A 20,588-nucleotide genomic window follows, 5' to 3' on the forward strand; every position below is an offset into this window, starting at 1 on the left:
CTGTGGAAAAATTGTGCAAAAAATAACGAATTAGCCTGATCTAATTGCAGTTAGTCATTGTCGGCACTTCATTGGCTAGGGTATTATGGCGCGCTATAATTTTGCCGCCGCGTTCAGCCGTAATACTCAGGCCGTGCCGGGGGACAAATGCAAATTCAGCCCGGTTATTTTGGTCTGAAACGTGTTAACCAAATCATCTGGAAAAGCTAAAACGCTTTCTGATGTGAATCCCTTGTAGTACCGCTACCTATGGCAAAAGAACAAACGGATCGCACGACGCTGGATCTGTTCGCAGATGAACGCCGTCCGGGGCGCCCGAAAACAAACCCATTATCCCGTGATGAACAGCTTAGAATTAATAAGCGAAATCAACTACGGCGCGATAAAGTACGTGGCTTACGGCGCGTGGAACTGAAGATTAATGCAGATGCGGTCGATGCTCTCAATAGCCTTGCAGAGCAACGTAACATCAGCCGTAGCGAACTGATTGAGCAAATGCTGCTTGCCCAGTTGGCTAAGGATCAGGCAGGGCTATAATGCCGTCGGTGACTACGCTGGAGTGGCGTGTTTCATTACGCCACTCCATATTTACTCTTTCAATGTTATGGCACTGGTTAGTTAAAAGGTTTCCCAATTCGCGTTATTGTCCACGCGCTGGGTCGTCGGCGCTTTCACCGGGTTTACCCTGGTTTTAGCCGCCGGTGTTACCTTGTCATCCTTCAATTTAAATACCGCCACCGCTTGATTCAACTTAGCAGCCTGATCTTCCAGTGAAGCGGCAGCCCGTGATGCTTCCTGCACCAACGCGGCGTTTTGTTGTGTCACGCTATCCATTTCGGCCACGGCCTGACCGACCTGACTGATTCCTTTACTTTGCTCATCAGAAGCCGACGCGATTTCGCCCATCAGATCCGTAACGTTAGTAATAGAGCGCACAATTTCGTCCATGGTATTGCCAGCGCTTTCAACCTGCGCAGAGCCGCTGGTGACACGATTGACCGATTCGGTGATTAACCCTTCGATTTCCTTCGCCGCCTGAGCACTGCGCTGTGCCAAATTGCGCACTTCGCTGGCAACCACGGCAAAGCCGCGCCCTTGCTCACCGGCTCTGGCCGCTTCAACCGCCGCATTCAGAGCCAGAATATTGGTTTGAAAAGCAATACTGTTAATCACTGTGGTAATTTCGGCGATTTTCTTCGAACTGGCAGAGATATCGGCCATAGTATGCACTACGTCAGAAACCAGCGAGCCACCCTTTTTCGCCGTAGATGATGCCGTCGCCGCCAATTGGCTGGCGTGATGAGCATTATCTGCGTTGTGTTTCACCGTCGCCGTGAGCTGCTCCATACTGGCTGCGGTTTCTTCTAATGCCGCGGCCTGCTGTTCGGTACGGGAAGACAAATCGGTATTACCCGCAGAAATCTCAGATGCACCATGATAAATACTGTCGGTGCTGTCACGGATTGCGCTAACGGTATTGGCCAAACTGGTCTGCACATCCCGCAATAGTGGGAATAACTGGCCGACACAGTTGCGCCCAAAATCGACAATGGGTTGTCCCAGCTGACCGGAGGCAATCACTTTGAAATGGTCACGCATCATATTGAGCGGACGCACCAGATTTGCCACCAAAAAGCGATCCGTCGCCAGTAAAATCAACAGACCAATCACCAGCGCCGAAACCAGCGTAACGCTGCTTACCTTGGTAAGATGAGCAAATTGCTCCTTCACCACGCCGATTTCTGCCGATGCAGTTTTACTGAATGCCTCGGATGACGCGCCATACTGACGGCTTAAGGCTGGTACCGTTTGCTTGGACAACAGCTGGTAAGCAGTATTATCACCGGCCATAGCCGCTTGATACAGTGGTTCCACCCCTTGGGCAATCAGGGCATTCCAGTTAGAAATAACATCCTCAACCAATACCGGGCTGAGCTGCGCATGATCGATAGATTTAAACTGTGCCAAGTTCTTTTTCAGGCTATCCAAGGCCAGATTGGAGGATTTCAGCTCACGATCGGCATCTGCGCTATTCCCTGCCAGACGATAATCCACTGAACGACTCAATCGGGTCACCATACGGAAATACTGATCGGTTCCCTGATTGACCAAGCTGATGTTATCGACCAAAACGCTATTCGCGTTTGAGGCTTGAGTTAACTCATTGAGTGATAATAATGTGTAAGCTGAAACTCCGCCCCAGAGCAAGCTAAATGCCCCGAGAACCCAAAGTAACGCTGCCCTGATGGTGATATTTTTCAAAAACTGCATGTTCGTTCCTTTTCTATTTATTGTCGGATTGTTGCCACAAAATTCTGGTGGAGTTTGATGACCGAAAAGCGATTTAGGACGTTCCATACAGCCAACGACTTCTCCTTCCTCATCAAAAATCGATTTGACAAGGCCCTCCTTGGCACCGCAATCGAAACCCGCGGGTTTCAATTCGGTTATCGGCAATCGTCTGCCAAGGTTGAGCGGTAGATGAAAATTTTATATCGCATAAACTTGATATAAGCAGAGAGATGTTTTCTGGCATGATGACGGCCTATTGGAAATAGTCAGTCTGAGGACTTAATTCCTTATTTCTATTAAGGATTTAGTCACCTGCGTAGTCCCTGATGACTCTTTTTTGAAACAATGGCTTAGCAATCAGCCTGTTAATAAAATCAGATGAGTCAGCCTCAGCAAAAAGGCGCTTTCCACAAGCACGATGAAAAATGTGTTATATTGTGGAGCAGCAGGCTCCACAACTAACGTAACTAATTGAATTCAAAGGTATAAATTTCATATGGCAACTGTAGGCATTTTCTTTGGCAGCGACACAGGCAATACCGAAAACATTGCCAAGATGATCCAAAAGCTACTGGGCAAAGACGTTGCAGAGGTTCACGACATTGCCAAAAGCAGCAAAGAAGATTTAGAGCAATTCGATATTTTGCTGATCGGGATCCCAACCTGGTACTACGGCGAAGCACAGTGTGATTGGGATGATTTCTTCCCAACGCTGGAAGAGATCGATTTCAATGGCAAGCTGGTTGCCCTGTTTGGCTGTGGCGATCAGGAAGACTATGCGGAATATTTCTGTGATGCCATGGGCACAGTACGTGACATCATCGAACCGCGTGGCGCAGCCATTGTCGGTCATTGGCCAACCGCAGGCTACCATTTCGAAGCGTCAAAAGGTCTGGCGGATGACGATCACTTTATCGGCTTGGCTATCGATGAAGACCGTCAACCAGAGCTGACCAACGAACGCGTTGAAGCTTGGGTAAAACAAATCAGCGAAGAACTGAGTCTGTCAGATATCGTGGGTTAATCTGCCTAACATGCCCTGAATTGCCTGGTTTGCGATCAGGGCATGGTTCTCCATTCTGGTGCGTAAATGTGCGGCAAAAACCCCACAAAAATAGATGATAATAAGGCGTTAACGAAACTAAACAGTTTTAAATTTGTAAGTTCCGTCGCCATCACTGTACACTAGGGCTATCTGTTCTCCCCGTTCATCAATACGCTGCATGATTAATCTTGCAAAGTGTGCAATTATATCTTTGTTAATAACCTACGGTTTTCATTTTGAGCTACCGGTTCTATAATGAGACGCAATTATATTTTTGTGCCTACCGATGTCATAGGCTGAACAGCCTCAATTTGAATAACAAAGTAACAGGACTGAATCCGCATGACTGACAACAACAGAGCATTAAAGAACGCTGGCCTTAAGGTAACGCTTCCGCGCCTGAAGATTTTGGAAGTGCTGCAAAAGCCAGATTGCCATCACGTCAGTGCGGAAGATCTTTATAAAAAGCTGATCGATATGGGTGAAGAGATTGGTCTGGCCACGGTTTACCGCGTACTTAACCAGTTTGACGACGCCGGTATTGTCACCCGCCATAATTTCGAAGGTGGCAAGTCTGTCTTTGAACTGACCCAACAGCATCATCACGATCACCTGATTTGCCTGGATTGTGGCAAAGTGATCGAGTTCAGCGATGAATCCATTGAAGTCCGCCAACGTGAAATCGCAACTCAGCACGGTATCAAGCTGACGAATCACAGCCTGTATTTATACGGTCACTGTGAAGGCGGCGATTGCCGTGAAGATGAGACTTTGCACGACAAAAAATAAGATCTGATTCATCAGATCCGAGTATCAGACCACCCTTCTCTAAGTCGTAAAATACACTTGGAAAATGCGTGGTCTTTTTTTTACTCCTCATAAATCTATTTTCCTTCTCCGCCTATTGTTATTTAGCGTTCAAATAAACAGATTAAATTTCAATTATTTTGGGCCTAAGTCATCTTTATCTAAAATAAGGCTCAGCGACTAAAAACGTTCGCAAATAATTACACTAAATAACAGGCAAAAAAAACCCCGGGGGCACCGGGGAAATTACCATCAACTCAACTTAAACAGGAGATAACTAGACACAGCTTAATAACACTCAGTTTAACAACAGCTTAATTTGGCCCCAATTGCTCAGGGCCGATACTACAACTAGACGGATAATTACAAAGTTGCGCTAACGACTTCAGCACGACTGTTGCGCTTACCGTCCGGACTGGCAGAACGAATCATCACTTCGCCACTGACCTTCGGCTGGTTTTTGATATCGTATTTCTGCCATTGCTGACCACCGTCAACGGAGTATTCTATGGTCAGCCCCGGCAGGCTAACGTTAGCCTCCAATAAGCCGCCCTGAACACGCGCTCCCGGCACTGGCAGGCGATACGAGATACCGGCCTTATCCAGTTTTGCCAACTCGCGCTGACCCATAATATTGGCAAAACGCTGCCAATCGGCACTTAACGCCCGAGTATCCACATGATGGGTTTCTCCACCTTTGTACTCGCGGCCCGCTTTATAATCCTGCTCCCAAGGTGCGCGATGCCAAGCACGTTCTGCCAACGGCAGCGCTCGTGGGAACATCATGTATTCCATTTGATCGTCGGTACGTACAGTTTCATTCCACGACTGACCTGAAATACCGTGAACACCCGGCCAAGGCTTATCACTCTTGGCGCTGAAATGGTTACCATCGCGGTCAACGGAGGTTTCAGCGTTCTGCGGCATGTTATTTGGCGCAAAACTGAATACCTTAGCTTCATCGGTAAAACGAGTTGCCCAGTAATAGCCCCGCTCACGCGGGTTCACTTCATAAGGCATATCGAAGTAAACATAGTCTGGGTTAGAAGCGATGACTTCATAGCCTTTATTCGCCCAATCGTTCACCGAATCGGCTCCGCCCCAATACAGGGTATCCCAGAAGTTCACACCTACGCGTTTGGTAGCGAAAGCTTTGGCATCTTTGGCGTTTTTCAAACCATCCTGCCAGGCCTGCATTTTCTCAATACCGTGCGCATTAACCAACTTGCTCACTTCTATCGCAAAGTGGCTAGCGAGGTGTTCCACGTCCTCAATTTTTCCTTGCTTAACCATGTCCTGACAAACCTGAGACTTCGCCCAAGGTTTATCTTCGATGCTCTGATCGATAATGCCCTTGCCCGGCTCAATCTTGCCGTTTTTATCCTGGAAACCCGCGCCCAAACGGATATTTTTCGCCTCATCTCCGCCAAAGTGCCAGGTTTGCAGCGGCATACCCGCTTCTTTATGCATCTGAGCCATTTCGCCAATCACTTTATCCACAAAGCGTTTGGAAGAATCCAGGCAGGGATTCAGGTAGCTTTTACGCTCATAGAACTGAACTGAAGTCGTATTGGAATCATCCGTCGGGTCCAGCAGGCGGAATTCATTGGCTTCTGCTTCTTTACCCTGCTTCATCAGATTGTTATAGCGAGCTTCCATCGAAACGACCGCAGCACGGGCGTGAGCCGGCATATCGATTTCGGGAATCACTTCAATCTGGCGCGCTTTGGCATATTTCAGGATATCGATGTAATCCTGACGGCTAAAGTGCCCGCTTCCCAGATTATTGCTATCCGGGCCTGAACCTAACTGTGGCAATAAACAGGCATTTTCGCTGAGATCGTGGCAACGCTTGCTTCCCACTTCGGTCAGCTCCGGTAAGCCCGGAATTTCTATGCGCCAGCCTTCATCATCACTAAGATGGAAGTGGAATTTGTTTAGCTTGTAAGCGGACATTTGGTCCAACAAACGCAGTACCGCATCCTTGGTTTTAAAGTTACGGCCGACATCAAGGAACAGCGCGCGATATTCAAAGCGCGGTGCATCTTTGGCATCCAGAGTAGCAATTTTCTTACTGCCATCGGACGGAATCAGCGACAGGATTGACTGTAAACCGTAAAACACGCCGGTTTGATCGAAACCAATTACCTGCGCGCCCTGCTCGCCAATCTTCAGTTCATAAGCACCAGCAACGGCCAGATCGCCTTTAAAATCACTCGGCTGAATCATAGTCGTTATCGGGTAGCCCGCCGCATTAACATTCACACCCAGCATTTCAAAGCGTTGCTGCGCTGCGTCTGCCGCAGGTTTTGGTAAAGCACTCAACTCCAGCGCCACGCCTTTGCTCAGATCGACATCAGCGTTATGAACTTTGACGCTCATCGGCGTTGGAATAATCTGCCCACGCAGGCTTTCTGCCGGCAGGGTTTTCAGACTTTCGTTCTTAACAAAACGGGATTCAGGCGTCATCAGAACGTTATTATCGTCCTTGGTACGCTTCCATTGATCCCCAGTGAAGCGCGTCAGGAATTGATCGATATCTTCGGTGTCAGTACTAGCCAGAACTTTTGGCTGCACATCGCCAGAAGTGGCGTACCAGCGCGGCATAAAGTCGGTTTCGAATAGCTGCCAGTATTCACCTGTGATCGGGATTTCCACTGCTTTATTGGCCGGAAAACCGCTGAACTTATCGGTTGGCTCGATTTTATGCAGATCGCCGGTCAAATGGGTAATTTTGAACTGATCGTTACCCACCGCCAGCACCTGACGCACATTATGGAAATACAGCGCCCAATCTTTACCCTGAATCTCATCCCCGGCGTTGGTCAGAGTAATCAGTGTTTTGTTACAAGAGGCCCAGTCAGCTCCCAACGCGGCACAATCCGTTCCATTATCTGCGGCTCGGTTATCTTTTATTTTGAAATTAACCTTAAGCTGGCTTAGTTGGTCGACAACCTGTTGGTCGGCGGGGCTGGCTTGCGCCGCCCCCATCAAACCAAAAGTTGCTGTTAACGCAGCCAAAGCACTTAGTTTGAATTTATTCATGACTCACCTCATCCATCCTTAATTATTGTTACGTATTTCCTGCCATAGCTTTCCGCACTGAGCGGCATAAGCCTGACCGTTGCCCGTCTGTTCGGCATCCAGACAACGTTGGTAATCCAATACGCGAACGTTTTCTTTCTCAGCAAAGGTCTGGTGGGCTTTTTCCTGCTTCAATACGTTTAACACCGCTTTGCAAGGAATCAGCCTTTCTGGCGACCCTTCACTGGCATTGATACAAGCACTGTAAGCTTGTTTCAGTTTCGAATCTTCCGGCTGTACCGGCGCTTGCTGAACACAGGCGCTCAATCCCAGAACAACGGCAACCACACCTATCAGTTTTTTCATGACACAGACTCCGTTATGCGCCCCGACGACTCCGCCGGGGCCGACAGTTAGAAGATGGTGAACGGCGCGATCACGATAAATTTAATGTCTTTCTCATCCTGGAAGATGTTGCCAAAACCACCGCCGTAGCTCGGGATATTGGTGTGGTTGTCATACATGGTGTAATGCAGTTTGAATAATGTCCCTTTGGCTCGGCCTTCCTGCAAGGTGTACAGCACGTCGAAGTTCCATGCAGACTCTTTTAAACGAGTATTCTGATCGAACACTGGGTTAGAGCTTGGTTTTGCATCCCAGCCGTAAGCATAGGAGGTACCGACAGACCAACCAGCCATATTCCAATTAACCAGGTCATACATTACGCCAGCAAATACTGCTTTTTCGCCGTTGGCGTTAAAGTCGGAGCGGGAATCCCACCACACGTCCAAACGACCATTGGAGCTGGCATAGCCCGGAGTCATACGTTGCAGGAAGTAGCCCTGATTGCCTTCAGCCTTGGCCCAGGTACCTTCCAGACGCAGGTCAAATGGCCCGGTGGTATAACCGAAGGTCAGCGCCTGCAACCATGCCAGACCGTCGTAAACGTCGTTAGGGTTGCTTGCGCCGCCGTCAACTTTGTCTTTAGCCCCGTAGAACTGGTAAGACGTTCGCAGATCGTTACCTGCAACCGGGAAGGCATAAGAGGCTTTAGCAAAATACTGATCCATGTAGTCTTTTGCTTGACCAAACGCCGCTTCCATAACCAGTTTGTTTTTGAAGTCGTATTTAGCACCGAAGGAGTGTAGGTAGCTCACGCCGGTCAAGCCATCAGCCTGACGGAAGTTGTACATATTGCGATACCAAGGCGCTTTGTATTCGTCGGTCCACATGTAAGACATGGAGAGCGCACCGGCGGTGTCGAAATCAAACTTCGCGCCACCTTCAGCACCACGGTAGGTGCCCGGCATAAAGCTCCAGTGCGGAGCCAGTAAGCTTTGACCTTTTGGTTGAATGTAACCGCCCTGCGCCCAGTAATCGCCAAACTTGAATTTCGCGGCGGCTTTATACAGGCTCACACCGCTGGTGTCACCGGTCCATTTTTCATCCCAACGGCTTTTCGCATCACTGAAGCCGATTTCGTTTGGTGCCGCCGGGCCGCTGTTGGTCATCTCTACGGCACCGAAGGCCGCCAGGTCGATACCGAACATGTCAGCGGCGTAGCCAGAAGAGAAATCCAGATTGGCGTTAAAAGTCGAGTGATGCAGGTTGGCGACATATTTGCCGTAGTCCGCACTGTCAGGCGTTAGGTCCTTACGATCACGTTGGCGCTGCCAATAGTAAACACCACCAGTAAGTGATGAATCATCGATAAAACCTTCAGCTTGCGCCTCCGGCGCTATCATGAACCCAGTCCCTAACACCGCGCCCGCGACTGCGAGCGCTAACGTTTTACGTTTAGCACAGTGCGTAACCATATGAAAAAATTCCTCTTTGACATCACAAGTAAATAGCGTTGCCTTGTGTTCACCACTGCTCACAGGTTCCGCTGAAATAAAACCCATCTGGGTAAAGAAATAGTGAGGGATAATCCTCGTTAGCATTATTTGCTAAACACAGACTATTTTTCGCGACGCGAATTATCAATTGAAAAAAAAGGTATTTAGCCAAAATATGACAATGTGCACATAACTATGAAAAAATATTACTGACTTCACAAAATCTGAATTTCTGGTTAAAAACCTAATTAATACAACGATAAAAAGTCAACGAGGGATGATTGAAAGGTTTCAGCGACGAATCAAACTATTAAAAATCTGTTCTAATGAACATTTATCAACGCCATTAATTCGCAATGCGAATATTCTTGATGCCGTTATTCCACTCAAAATTCAGTATTAACTCGAGCGTTAGCTTTACAGCCCTAAAAGCAAAGAATGGGACATCATCAATTGGAGCAACCTGATGTTCAGGTTTAATAAATTAAACCGCAACGCGGCCCATAATAATCGAGCGACAGATGGTTGGCTGAATGACTAAGTCGTTGAGTGGTTAAGTCGTTGAGTGGTTAAGTGGTTAAGTGGTTGAGTGGTTGAGTGGTTGAGTGGTTGAGTGGTTGAGTGGTTGAGTGGTTGAGTGGAGGATAGTAATAGAAGAATAGAGGAGGAGGGGAGTAGTGGGTGGGGGGTGGGGGGGTGGTGCTTTTCAATATGACTAATCACTAGCCTAATCAGGCAGTTGCTTTAGCAGCCCAGGTATCACGCAGGCCAACGGTACGGTTAAATACCAAATGCTCGGCGCTAGAGTAACGGCTATCAGCGCAGAAATACCCTTCGCGTTCGAACTGGTAGGTTTTTTCCGGCTTAGCGTCAACCAGGCTTGGCTCAACAAAGCCCTGACGGATAACCAGAGACTCTGGGTTCACCGTTGACAGGAAGTCTTCTGCCGCCGCGGGGTTTGGTACGCTAAACAAACGATCGTACAAACGAATTTCCGCAGGCAACGCATGAGCAACTGAAACCCAGTGAATAACGCCTTTCACTTTACGGCCATCGGCCGGATCTTTGTTCAGGGTTTCCGCGTCATAGCTACAGTAAACCGTAGTGACATTACCTTCGGCGTCTTTTTCAACGCGCTCGGCTTTAATCACATAGGCATTACGCAGGCGAACTTCTTTGCCCAATACCAAACGTTTGTACTGTTTATTGGCTTCTTCGCGGAAATCAGCGCGATCGATATAAATTTCGCTATCGAACGGAACTTGGCGGGTTCCCATTTCCGGCTTATTCGGATGATTTGGCATTGTCAGCCATTCTTCACCCGCTTTGCGATTCTCAATAATGACCTTGATTGGATCCAGCACGGCCATGGCGCGCGGTGCGTTTTCATTCAGATCATCGCGGATACAGGATTCCAGCGACATCATTTCGACGTTGTTATCCTGCTTGGTTACGCCGATACGACGGCAGAACTCGCGGATAGACGCTGCAGTATAGCCACGACGACGCAGGCCGGAGATAGTAGGCATACGTGGGTCATCCCAACCTTCCACCAGCTTCTCGGTCACCAACAGGTTCAGCTTGCGCTTAGACATGATGGCGTACTCAAGATTCAGACGAGAGAACTCGTACTGACGTGGATGGCAATCGATAGAAATGTTATCCAGCACCCAATCGTACAGACGGCGGTTATCCTGGAACTCCAAAGTACAGAGCGAATGGGTAATCCCTTCCAACGCATCGGAAATGCAGTGGGTAAAGTCATACATCGGGTAGATGCACCACTTATTGCCAGACTGATGATGTTCCGCAAATTTAATGCGGTACAGCACCGGATCGCGCATCACAATAAATGGCGAAGCCATATCGATTTTGGCACGCAGGCAGGCAGCGCCTTCGGCAAATTCACCGGCACGCATTTTTTCAAACAGCGCCAGGTTTTCTTCCACGCTGCGATCGCGATACGGGCTGTTTTTACCCGGAGTTGTCAGGGTGCCACGATATTCACGCATCTGCTCTGCGCTCAACTCATCAACATAGGCCAGACCTTTGTTAATCAGCTCAATCGCATACTGATGCAGTTGATCGAAGTAATCGGATGAATAGCGGATTTTACCGCTCCATTCGAAGCCCAGCCACTCCACGTCTTGCTTGATTGACTCAACAAATTCGACGTCTTCTTTTACCGGATTGGTGTCATCAAAGCGCAGGTTACACTGGCCCTGATAATCTTGTGCAATACCAAAGTTCAGGCAAATAGACTTCGCATGGCCAATGTGCAGATAACCATTTGGCTCAGGCGGAAAACGAGTATGTACCGATGTATGCTTACCGGTGGCTAAATCTTCGTCGATAATTTGACGGATAAAATTACTTGGGCGGGCTTCTGCCTCACTCATTGCTTTATTCCTCAATGCAAAGCGCAAACACATAACCGCCTATAATCCAACAAGCCCGGTCCGGAAACAACCGTTTGTTACAGTAAAAAGGGGGGATTGGCGTTTTGGCATAAAAAAACGGGAAGAGATCGCTCCCTTCCCGTTGATATGTTTGCTATTCGGAACAGATAATTAGCGCGTTAACGCCTTATTTACCGCGAATTTCAAACAGTTTGGTCTGACCTGCCACCACGGTGTCGCCAGCCAGCAGAGTAATACCGGCGTAATCATCGATATTACTAACAACTACCGGGCTAATCATAGAGCGCGCGTTGGCGTTCAGGTAGGCCAGATCCAGTTCCAGAATCGGTTGACCCGCTTCTACCACTGCCCCCTCTTCCACCAGACGAGCAAAGCCCTGACCGTTCAGTTTCACCGTATCTATGCCCATGTGGACAACGATTTCAGCGCCAGTGTCGGTTTCTAGACAGAAAGCATGGTCAGTATTAAAGATCTTAACAATAGTGCCGCTAGCAGGCGAAACCACGGTTTTATCCGTTGGGCGAATGGCTACGCCATCACCGACTGCTTTGCTGGCAAAGGCTTCGTCTGGAACCTGCTCCAACGCAACCACGTCACCGGTTACCGGTGCCACCAGCAGCAAAGATGGGGCTTTAGGCGTATTGATCACCGCCTGAGGCTTAATTTCTGCCGCAGCTGAAGCGCTGGCCGCAGGAATCTGGCCACTGGCCAGTACGGTACGCATTGCGCCAGCGATCAGTTCTGCACGAGTACCAACGATGATTTGTACGCTTTGTTTATTCAGGCGAATGATACCCGACGCGCCCAGGCGTTTAGCCAGACTATCGTTAACCAACGCAGAATCTTTCACGTTCAAACGCAGACGAGTAATACAGGCATCAATGTTGGTCAGGTTATCTGAACCACCGATGGCACCCACATAACGGCGAGCCAGTGCGTTGATTTCGCTCTCGTTATTTGGATTAGCATTATCCACGTCAACATCGTAGCCGTCGGTTTCGTCACCGGCAGTCGCCAGTTCACGACCAGGGGTCAGCAGGTTGAATTTGTTGATAGTGAAACGGAATACCACATAGTAGATGGCGAAGAACACCAGGCCCTGCGGAATCAGCATATACCAATGAGTGGCCAACGGGTTACGTGAAGACAGCACCATATCCACCAGACCGGCGCTGAAACCGAAGCCAGCTATCCAATGCATGCTGGCAGCGATGAATACGGAAATACCGGTCAGCACGGCGTGAATGAAGTACAGCACCGGAGCAACAAACATGAAGGAGAATTCAAGAGGTTCGGTGATACCGGTGAAGAAGGCGGCAAAGGCACCCGCCATCATGATACCCGCCACTTTGGCTTTGTTTTCTGGACGTGCGCAGTGATAAATCGCCAACGCCGCGCCAGGTAAACCGAACATCATGATTGGGAAGAAGCCCGCCTGATAACGACCGGTGATACCTACAACCGCTTTACCGGCGTCAATAGACTGTTGGCCACCCAGGAAGTTAGGAATATCGTTAATACCGGCAACATCAAACCAGAACACGGAGTTCAGGGCGTGATGCAAACCGACCGGAATCAGTAAACGGTTGAAGAAGGCATAGATACCTGCGCCAACGGAGCCCATATCTTTGATGTATTCACCGAAAGTCACCAACGCGTTGTAAATCAACGGCCAGAGATACATCAGAACAAAGGCAACGGCAATCATCAGGAAGGAAGTCAGGATTGGCACCAGACGACGGCCGCTGAAGAAGGACAGCGCTTTTGGCAGCTCTACATGGCTAAAGCGGTTGTACAACTCGGCCGAGATGATACCCACCAGGATACCCACGAACTGGTTGTTGATTTTACCGAACGCAGCCGGAACCTGATCCACAGGAATCTTTTGAATCATCGACACAGCGGCCGGGGAACACAGAGTAGTCAGAACCAGGAAGCCGACAAAACCGGTCAGCGCAGCAGCACCGTCTTTGTCTTTAGACATACCGTAAGCCACACCAATGGCGAACAGCACAGACATGTTATCGATGATCGCAGAACCGGATTTGATAAATAACGCCGCTAATGCGTTATCCCCCCCCCAGCCTACTGGGTCAATCCAGTAACCCACACCCATGAGTATCGCGGCTGCGGGCAGTGTGGCCACAGGGACCATCAAAGCCCGCCCCACTTTTTGCAAGTAACTAAGAATATTCACCTTTCCCCCTATTCGTCCGATATCGGACCCTTTAAGTAGTTTATTTGTTTTGTTCACTACCTTTTAGAAAAAACGCATGGCACGTATTACTCATTGCGGAGTGTAAAAAAATTATTTCGTATCGCAAATTAAAACCTCCTTTTTTGTGATAACAGTCACCAAAAACCAGTCAAAAAACACCAATCTGCTAGCCACGACACAAAACTTATTTTATCATCCGAAAAATCAACATAGCATTGTACCAAAGCGCGAATCAAAATCTGAGTTACCCTTAGATCACCGATTCAAACCGCGTACAGTATAGACATTTTTGACTAAACCATGAGGTGCATGATGAGACTTATCCCACTGAAAACTCCCGCAGAAGTCGGCAAATGGGCAGCACGACATATCGTTAGCCGCATCAATGCGTTCAAACCGACCGCGGAGCGTCCTTTTGTGCTGGGTCTGCCTACCGGCGGCACTCCGCTGGAAGCGTACAAGCATTTGATTGCAATGCATAAAGCTGGTGAAGTTAGTTTCAAGCATGTCGTGACTTTCAACATGGATGAATACGTAGGTTTGCCAACCGATCATCCGGAAAGCTATCACACCTTCATGTATCAGAATTTCTTTGACCATGTGGATATCCCACAGGAAAACATCAACTTGCTTAACGGCAACGCCCCTGATGTGGATGAAGAATGTCGTCGTTACGAAGAGAAAATTAAGTCCTACGGTAAAATTAACCTGTTCATGGGTGGCGTAGGTAACGACGGTCATATCGCGTTTAACGAACCGGCTTCTTCACTGGCCTCCCGCACCCGAATCAAAACCCTGACGCAGGAAACTCGCATCGCGAATTCCCGCTTCTTCGGTGGCGATGCAAGCCTCGTGCCTAAATACGCACTGACCGTCGGTGTGGGAACTTTGCTGGACGCGGAAGAAGTGATGATTCTGGTGACAGGTCACGCTAAAGCGCTGGCGTTGCAAGCGGCGGTAGAAGGCAATATCAACCATATGTGGACCATTAGCTGCCTGCAACTGCATGCCAAAGCCGTGATGGTGTGCGACGAAGCTTCTACTATGGAATTGAAAGTAAAAACCGTAAAATACTTCACTGAATTAGAAGCAGAAAACGTTAAAGATCTTTAATAGTCTCAGGGGGCTCCGATGTATGCTTTAACACACGGTCGCATTTGTACCGGCCATGAAATACTGGATAATCACGCTGTAGTCGTGGCTGACGGTTTGATTGAACGCATTTGTCCGCTGGCTGAAGTGCCTGCCGATATCGAACAGCGCGATCTGGGTGGCGCCATCCTAGCCCCCGGTTTTATCGATGTTCAATTGAATGGTTGCGGTGGCGTGCAGTTTAACGATTCTCTTGAAGCTATCTCCGAACAGACGCTGGAAATCATGCAGCGTGCCAATGAGAAATCCGGCTGTACCAGCTATCTGCCAACGCTGATTACCTGCAGCGACGATTATATGAAGCACGCCGTCAATGTGATGCGTGCCTATCTGGAAAAACATCAGAATCAGGCTCTCGGCCTGCATCTGGAAGGACCTTATTTAAGCCCGTTAAAAAAGGGAACGCATAACCCAGCATTTATTCGTAAACCTGATGCGGCAATGATCGATTATCTGTGTGCCAATGCGGACGTCATTACCAAGGTCACGCTGGCGCCAGAAATGGTGGAAGCCAAATATATCCGTCAGTTGGCAGACGCTGGCATTATAGTTTCTGCCGGTCACTCGAATGCCACTTATCAGCAGGCGCGAGTCGGTTTTGGCGCGGGTATCAGTTTTGCGACCCACTTGTATAATGCCATGCCATATATCACTGGCCGCGAACCGGGTCTGATGGGTGCGATCTTCGACACGCCAGAAGTGTATACCGGCGTGATCGCCGATGGTCATCACGTTGCCTGGGCCAGTATTCGCAACGCGAAACGGCTGAAAGGCGAGAAGTTGGTGCTAGTGACCGACGCCACAGCGCCAGCCGGTGCTGACATTGAAGAGTTCATTTTTGCGGGCAAAACAATATACTATCGCGATGGACTATGCGTGGATGAAAACGGAACCCTGAGTGGCTCCGCGCTAACGATGATTGAAGCTGTGCAAAATAGCGTCGAGCATGTAGGCATTCCACTGGATGAAGCACTGCGCATGGCAACACTGTATGCGGCCCGCGCTATCGGCGTGGAGAAGCAGTTAGGGAGCATTGAAATCGGCAAAGTGGCCAACCTGACTGCCTTTACCCGCGATTATAAAATCACCAAAACTATCGTTAACGGCAACGAAGTTTGACACAAAGCGAGTAAATTTATTGATGAGCACCGGCGGACAGGCACAAATTGGCAACGTGGATCTTGTGAAGCAACTCAATGGCGCCGTGGTTTATCGGCTCATTGACCAGCAAGGCCCGATATCGCGCATTCAAATAGCCGATCTCAGCCATCTCGCCCCTGCCAGCGTCACTAAAATTACTCGCCAGCTGTTGGAGCGTGGGCTGATCAAAGAAGTCGATCAGCAAGCCTCCACCGGCGGTCGCCGCGCAATTTCTATCGTAACGGAAAACCGCCAGTTCCATACTATTGCCGTCCGTTTAGGCCGCCATGACGCAACTATCACGTTGTATGATATGAGCGGAAAATCTCTCGGTGAAGAACATTACCCACTGCCGGAACGTACCCAAGAAACGCTGGAACACGCGCTGTTTAATATCATCAGCCAGTTTATTGAGCAATTTCAGCGCAAGCTGCGTGAACTGATTGCTATTGCGGTCATTCTGCCGGGTCTGGTCGATCCTGATACAGGCGTGGTGCGCTATATGCCGCATATCAGTGTTGATAACTGGCCGTTGGTGGACAATTTACAAGAACGTTTCAACGTGCCCAGTTTTGTCGGTCACGATATCCGCAGTTTGGCCTTGGCGGAACACTACTTTGGCGCAACCAAAGACTGCGAAGACTCCGTATTGGTGCGTCTGCATCGCGGAACCGGTGCCGGTATTATTGTTAACAGCCAGATTTTCCTCGGCAGCAACGGAAACGTCGGTGAAATCGGCCATATTCAAATCGATCCTTTAGGCGAACGCTGCTACTGCGGTAATTTTGGCTGTCTGGAAACCGTGGCGTCCAACGCCGCCATCGAAAATCGGGTGCGTCACTTATTGACTCAAGGATATGCGAGCAAACTTACGCTGGAAGACTGCAATATCAGCGCCATTTGTAAGGCGAGCAATCGCGGTGATCTGTTGGCCTGTGAGGTACTGGAGCACGTAGGTCGTTACCTCGGCAAAGCCATTTCTATGGTGATCAACCTGTTTAATCCGCAGAAAGTGGTGATTGCCGGCGAGATAATCGAAGCCGAAAAAGTGTTGCTACCGGCGATTCAAAGCTGCATCAACAATCAGGTGCTAAAAGATTTCCGCAAAAATCTGCCGGTGGTGACTTCCCAGTTAGACCATGGCTCTGCTATCGGCGCTTTCGCCTTGGCCAAACGCGCCATGCTGAACGGCGTTCTATTACAGCGTTTACTCGAAAACTGATTCCTCACTTTTTCGGCAGCTGAACGGCATAAAGTTTCCGTTTATCTGCCTGCTCATTCCTTTAGCCTGCATGTTATAGTGGCACCTTGCCGTGCTAATGAGTAATGAAAACAATGACAATTAAAAACGTTATCTGTGATATCGACGGCGTGTTGTTGCATGACAACACCGCCGTTCCCGGTGCTGACGCTTTTCTGGCTCGAATTCAGCATGAGGGAATGCCGCTGGTGATCCTCACTAACTACCCTTCGCAAACCGCTCAGGATCTGGCTAACCGCTTTGCGGCTGCAGGGCTGGAAGTGCCGGAAAGCGCGTTTTATACCTCGGCAATGGCTACTGCAGATTTTCTGCGACGTCAGGAAGGTAAAAAAGCCTATGTGGTGGGCGAAGGCGCATTAATTCACGAGCTATATAAAGCAGGATTTACCATCACCGATATCAATCCTGACTTTGTGATTGTGGGTGAAACCCGCTCCTACAACTGGGAAATGATGCATAAGGCGGCGTTCTTCGTGGCCAACGGCGCACGTTTTATCGCGACCAATCCGGATACCCACGCGCGCGGCTTTGCACCGGCCTGCGGCGCTCTTTGCGCGCCGATTGAGAAAATATCTGGCCGTAAGCCGTTTTACGTCGGCAAGCCTAGCCCGTGGATTATCCGGGCTGCGCTGAATAAGATGCAGGGTCATTCGGAAAATACCGTGATTATTGGTGATAATCTGCGTACCGATATTCTGGCTGGCTTCCAGGCCGGTTTGGAAACGATTTTGGTTTTGTCCGGTGTTTCAACGCTGGACGACATTGAGGCTATGCCTTTCCGTCCAAGCTACGTTTATCCATCAGTAGAAGATATAGATATTATCTAAGCATTCCTAAAGATGATGGCGGCAAAGCAGCCGCCACTTCTTTTATTCGTTATTGCAATACAGTCCATTGCCATATTTTGCCTAGAAACCAGCCCCGTTAATCGCCTATCACTCTCAATTCCTGAACGCTCACTCCAGTTCAAAGACGGGTTGAAGAAAGCACTCAATGCCACGGTGATCTGAACAATGTAACCGTTCGAGTTACCTGGGCCTACCGCAACAAGGGGGCTCCGGTGGCTCACGCCACTACGATCCCATCCCCCCTAATCATTAGCTTTATCAACAGTTCAAATTCATCCACTCCCCCATGGATTTCGTGTTGCAACAAGGCGGCAATGAAATGAATCCATTAGCCTACTAAGTGATTAGGGGGGCGAAAGCGCCAACGCCGCTGCGGCGTGAAAAATGCCAGGGATTCCCTTTTTTGGTGCGTTGCACCAAAGTTCTTGCATTAACTCCCCCTTTTGGCGCATTTTCTTGTAATGCATATTTTCCACACCGCCAAAATTCACAAAACAACAACCTTCTATATTGGCGTGTTTTTTGCATATTTTTCTTATTACTCGTCGTTACATACCTGAAAAATTTCATATTGCAGCGTGAAAAATTAAGGGGATGGAGTCGTTCCACCCAAGCGTAACGACAAACACAACATCAACATCATCACCGCCACAGGCTAAAGAAGTTAGGGAGATAATTATGTGTTCTATTTTCGGGGTGCTCGATCTAAAAACCGATCCAATCGAATTACGCAAAACTGCATTGGAAATGTCGCGATTGATGCGCCACCGCGGGCCGGATTGGTCCGGGATTTATGCCGGTGATAACGCTATTTTAGCCCATGAGCGTTTGTCTATTGTGGACGTTAACGCAGGTGCTCAGCCGCTGTATAACACCGCGCGTACTCATGTGCTGGCGGTTAACGGCGAGATTTATAACCATCAGGCGTTGCGTCAACAGTATGGCGACCACTTTGAGTTTCAGACCGGTTCAGACTGCGAAGTCATTCTGGCGCTGTATCAGGAAAAAGGCCCTGATTTCCTTGACGATCTGCAAGGAATGTTTGCCTTTATCCTGTATGACGCCGAGAAAAACGCGTACCTGATTGGCCGCGATCATATGGGGATTATTCCGCTGTATATGGGCCATGATGAGCACGGCAATATGTTCGTGGCTTCTGAAATGAAAGCGCTGGTTCCGGTATGCCGCACGATTAAAGAATTCCCTGCCGGTAGCTATTTATGGAGTCAGGACGGAGAAATTCGCGAGTATTACCACCGTGACTGGTTCGATTACGAAAATGTAAAAGACAACGTTACCGATAAAAATCAGTTGGCCAATGCGCTGGAAGAAGCGGTGAAAACTCACCTGATGTCAGATGTGCCTTACGGCGTTCTGCTTTCTGGTGGGCTGGATTCCTCAGTAATTTCGGCAATTACCAAGAAATTTGCCGCCCGTCGGGTAGAAGACGATGAGCGTAGCGAAGCCTGGTGGCCGCAGCTGCATTCCTTCGCCGTCGGTCTGGTGGGATCGCCGGATCTGAAAGCCGCGCAGGAAGTAGCGAACCATTTAGGCACCGTGCATCACGAAATTCATTTCACCGTGCAGGAAGGGCTGGATGCGATTCGCGATGTGATTTATCACATTGAAACCTATGACGTAACGACCATTCGCGCCTCAACGCCAATGTATTTGATGTCACGTAAAATCAAAGCAATGGGCATTAAGATGGTTCTATCCGGCGAGGGTTCCGATGAGGTCTTCGGCGGCTATCTCTATTTCCATAAAGCGCCAAATGCCAAAGAGTTGCACGAAGAAACCGTACGTAAATTGCTGGCTCTGCATATGTATGACTGCGCTCGCGCCAACAAAGCTATGTCCGCCTGGGGCGTAGAAGCTCGCGTGCCCTTCCTGGATAAAAACTTCCTCGACGTGGCGATGCGTATTAATCCGCAGGATAAAATGTGCGGAAATGGAAAAATGGAGAAACATATTCTGCGCGAATGTTTCTCTGCGGATCTGCCTCACAGCGTGGCCTGGCGTCAGAAAGAGCAATTCTCCGACGGAGTCGGCTATAGCTGGATCGACTCGTTAAAAGCAATGGCGGCAGAGCAAGTTACCGATCAACAACTGGAAACCGCTCATTTCCGTTTCCCTTACAACACGCCAAATTCGAAAGAAGCTTATTTGTATCGCGTGATCTTTGAAGAGTTATTCCCACTGCCAAGCGCAGCGGAATGCGTGCCGGGCGGACCATCAGTGGCCTGTTCATCAGCAAAAGCCATTGAGTGGGATGAATCCTTTAAAAATATGGATGACCCATCCGGCCGTGCCGTAGGCGTGCATCAGGATGCATATAAGTCATAGTTTGCGGTTTCTGTTGCCTCATTCAGCGCAGCGAACCTCGTCAATAGCGTTCAACAGGGCGGCCTTTGGGTCGTCCTGTTTCTTTCACCGAAAATTCGCTTACTTAATTCCCCCGCAAGTCAATAGACCTGCCGCTTTTAACCTTTTATTTTGTCGTAAAATTCAACAATGAATCTCTATAATTGCCTAATTTATCG

Annotated in this window: 14 protein-coding genes; 8 read left to right on the forward strand and 6 right to left on the reverse strand. The window is 49.0% G+C overall.

From position 1 onward, the window contains the following. Positions 1 to 249 precede the first annotated feature (249 nt). The gene (gene ybfE, locus DBA33_RS12165; RefSeq protein ID WP_049596757.1) at positions 250 to 537 is read left to right on the forward strand and encodes a LexA regulated protein; all 288 of its coding nucleotides are present in this window, start codon (positions 250 to 252) and stop codon (positions 535 to 537) included. An 81-nt stretch (positions 538 to 618) separates the two neighbouring features. Here ybfE and DBA33_RS12170 read toward each other — a convergent pair whose 3' ends face one another. Continuing rightward, positions 619 to 2,271 (reverse strand): methyl-accepting chemotaxis protein, encoded by a 1,653-nt coding sequence (locus DBA33_RS12170; RefSeq protein WP_064512479.1) that lies wholly within the window; start codon positions 2,269 to 2,271, stop codon positions 619 to 621. Between the two features lie 517 nt (positions 2,272 to 2,788). Here DBA33_RS12170 and fldA point away from each other — a divergent pair. After that, a complete protein-coding gene (gene fldA, locus DBA33_RS12175) occupies positions 2,789 to 3,316 on the forward strand; it encodes a flavodoxin FldA (RefSeq protein WP_064512477.1) in 528 nt (175 codons plus the stop codon). A 363-nt stretch (positions 3,317 to 3,679) separates the two neighbouring features. After that, positions 3,680 to 4,126: a ferric iron uptake transcriptional regulator gene (gene fur, locus DBA33_RS12180; RefSeq protein WP_049596760.1), complete on the forward strand. Its 447-nt coding sequence runs from the start codon at positions 3,680 to 3,682 to the stop codon at positions 4,124 to 4,126. Positions 4,127 to 4,507: 381 nt separating this feature from the next. Here fur and DBA33_RS12185 read toward each other — a convergent pair whose 3' ends face one another. The 5 genes from DBA33_RS12185 to nagE form a co-directional block, all read right to left on the reverse strand. After that, entirely contained in the window at positions 4,508 to 7,189 is a 2,682-nt protein-coding gene (locus DBA33_RS12185; RefSeq protein WP_120806556.1) for a beta-N-acetylhexosaminidase, read from the reverse strand. 18 nt (positions 7,190 to 7,207) lie between these two features. After that, entirely contained in the window at positions 7,208 to 7,534 is a 327-nt protein-coding gene (chiQ, locus tag DBA33_RS12190; protein WP_064512473.1) for a ChiQ/YbfN family lipoprotein, read from the reverse strand. A 47-nt stretch (positions 7,535 to 7,581) separates the two neighbouring features. After that, complete coding sequence (locus DBA33_RS12195) at positions 7,582 to 8,985, reverse strand: OprD family outer membrane porin (protein WP_064518193.1); 1,404 nt, start codon at positions 8,983 to 8,985, stop codon at positions 7,582 to 7,584. A 752-nt stretch (positions 8,986 to 9,737) separates the two neighbouring features. After that, on the reverse strand, positions 9,738 to 11,405 hold the full coding sequence (gene glnS, locus DBA33_RS12200; RefSeq protein WP_064512472.1) for a glutamine--tRNA ligase: 1,668 nt from the start codon (positions 11,403 to 11,405) through the stop codon (positions 9,738 to 9,740). 187 nt (positions 11,406 to 11,592) lie between these two features. After that, positions 11,593 to 13,623, reverse strand: a complete 2,031-nt coding sequence (gene nagE / locus DBA33_RS12205) for an N-acetylglucosamine-specific PTS transporter subunit IIBC (protein ID WP_120806557.1) — start codon at positions 13,621 to 13,623, stop codon at positions 11,593 to 11,595. A gap of 333 nt (positions 13,624 to 13,956) precedes the next feature. Here nagE and nagB point away from each other — a divergent pair, with 333 nt between their 5' ends. From nagB to asnB, 5 genes are all read left to right on the forward strand, one after another. Further along, complete coding sequence (nagB, locus tag DBA33_RS12210) at positions 13,957 to 14,757, forward strand: glucosamine-6-phosphate deaminase (protein WP_064512466.1); 801 nt, start codon at positions 13,957 to 13,959, stop codon at positions 14,755 to 14,757. Between the two features lie 18 nt (positions 14,758 to 14,775). Next, positions 14,776 to 15,915: an N-acetylglucosamine-6-phosphate deacetylase gene (nagA, locus tag DBA33_RS12215; RefSeq protein ID WP_120806558.1), complete on the forward strand. Its 1,140-nt coding sequence runs from the start codon at positions 14,776 to 14,778 to the stop codon at positions 15,913 to 15,915. Positions 15,916 to 15,937: 22 nt separating this feature from the next. After that, positions 15,938 to 17,158, forward strand: a complete 1,221-nt coding sequence (locus DBA33_RS12220) for an N-acetylglucosamine repressor (RefSeq protein ID WP_064512464.1) — start codon at positions 15,938 to 15,940, stop codon at positions 17,156 to 17,158. A gap of 113 nt (positions 17,159 to 17,271) precedes the next feature. Continuing rightward, positions 17,272 to 18,024 (forward strand): HAD-IIA family hydrolase, encoded by a 753-nt coding sequence (locus DBA33_RS12225; protein ID WP_064512462.1) that lies wholly within the window; start codon positions 17,272 to 17,274, stop codon positions 18,022 to 18,024. Positions 18,025 to 18,723: 699 nt separating this feature from the next. After that, complete coding sequence (asnB, locus tag DBA33_RS12230; RefSeq protein WP_064512460.1) at positions 18,724 to 20,391, forward strand: asparagine synthase B; 1,668 nt, start codon at positions 18,724 to 18,726, stop codon at positions 20,389 to 20,391. Positions 20,392 to 20,588 lie beyond the last annotated feature (197 nt).

The organism is Yersinia sp. IP36721 (assembly GCF_003634395.1).
Taxonomy (GTDB): domain Bacteria; phylum Pseudomonadota; class Gammaproteobacteria; order Enterobacterales; family Enterobacteriaceae; genus Yersinia; species Yersinia entomophaga.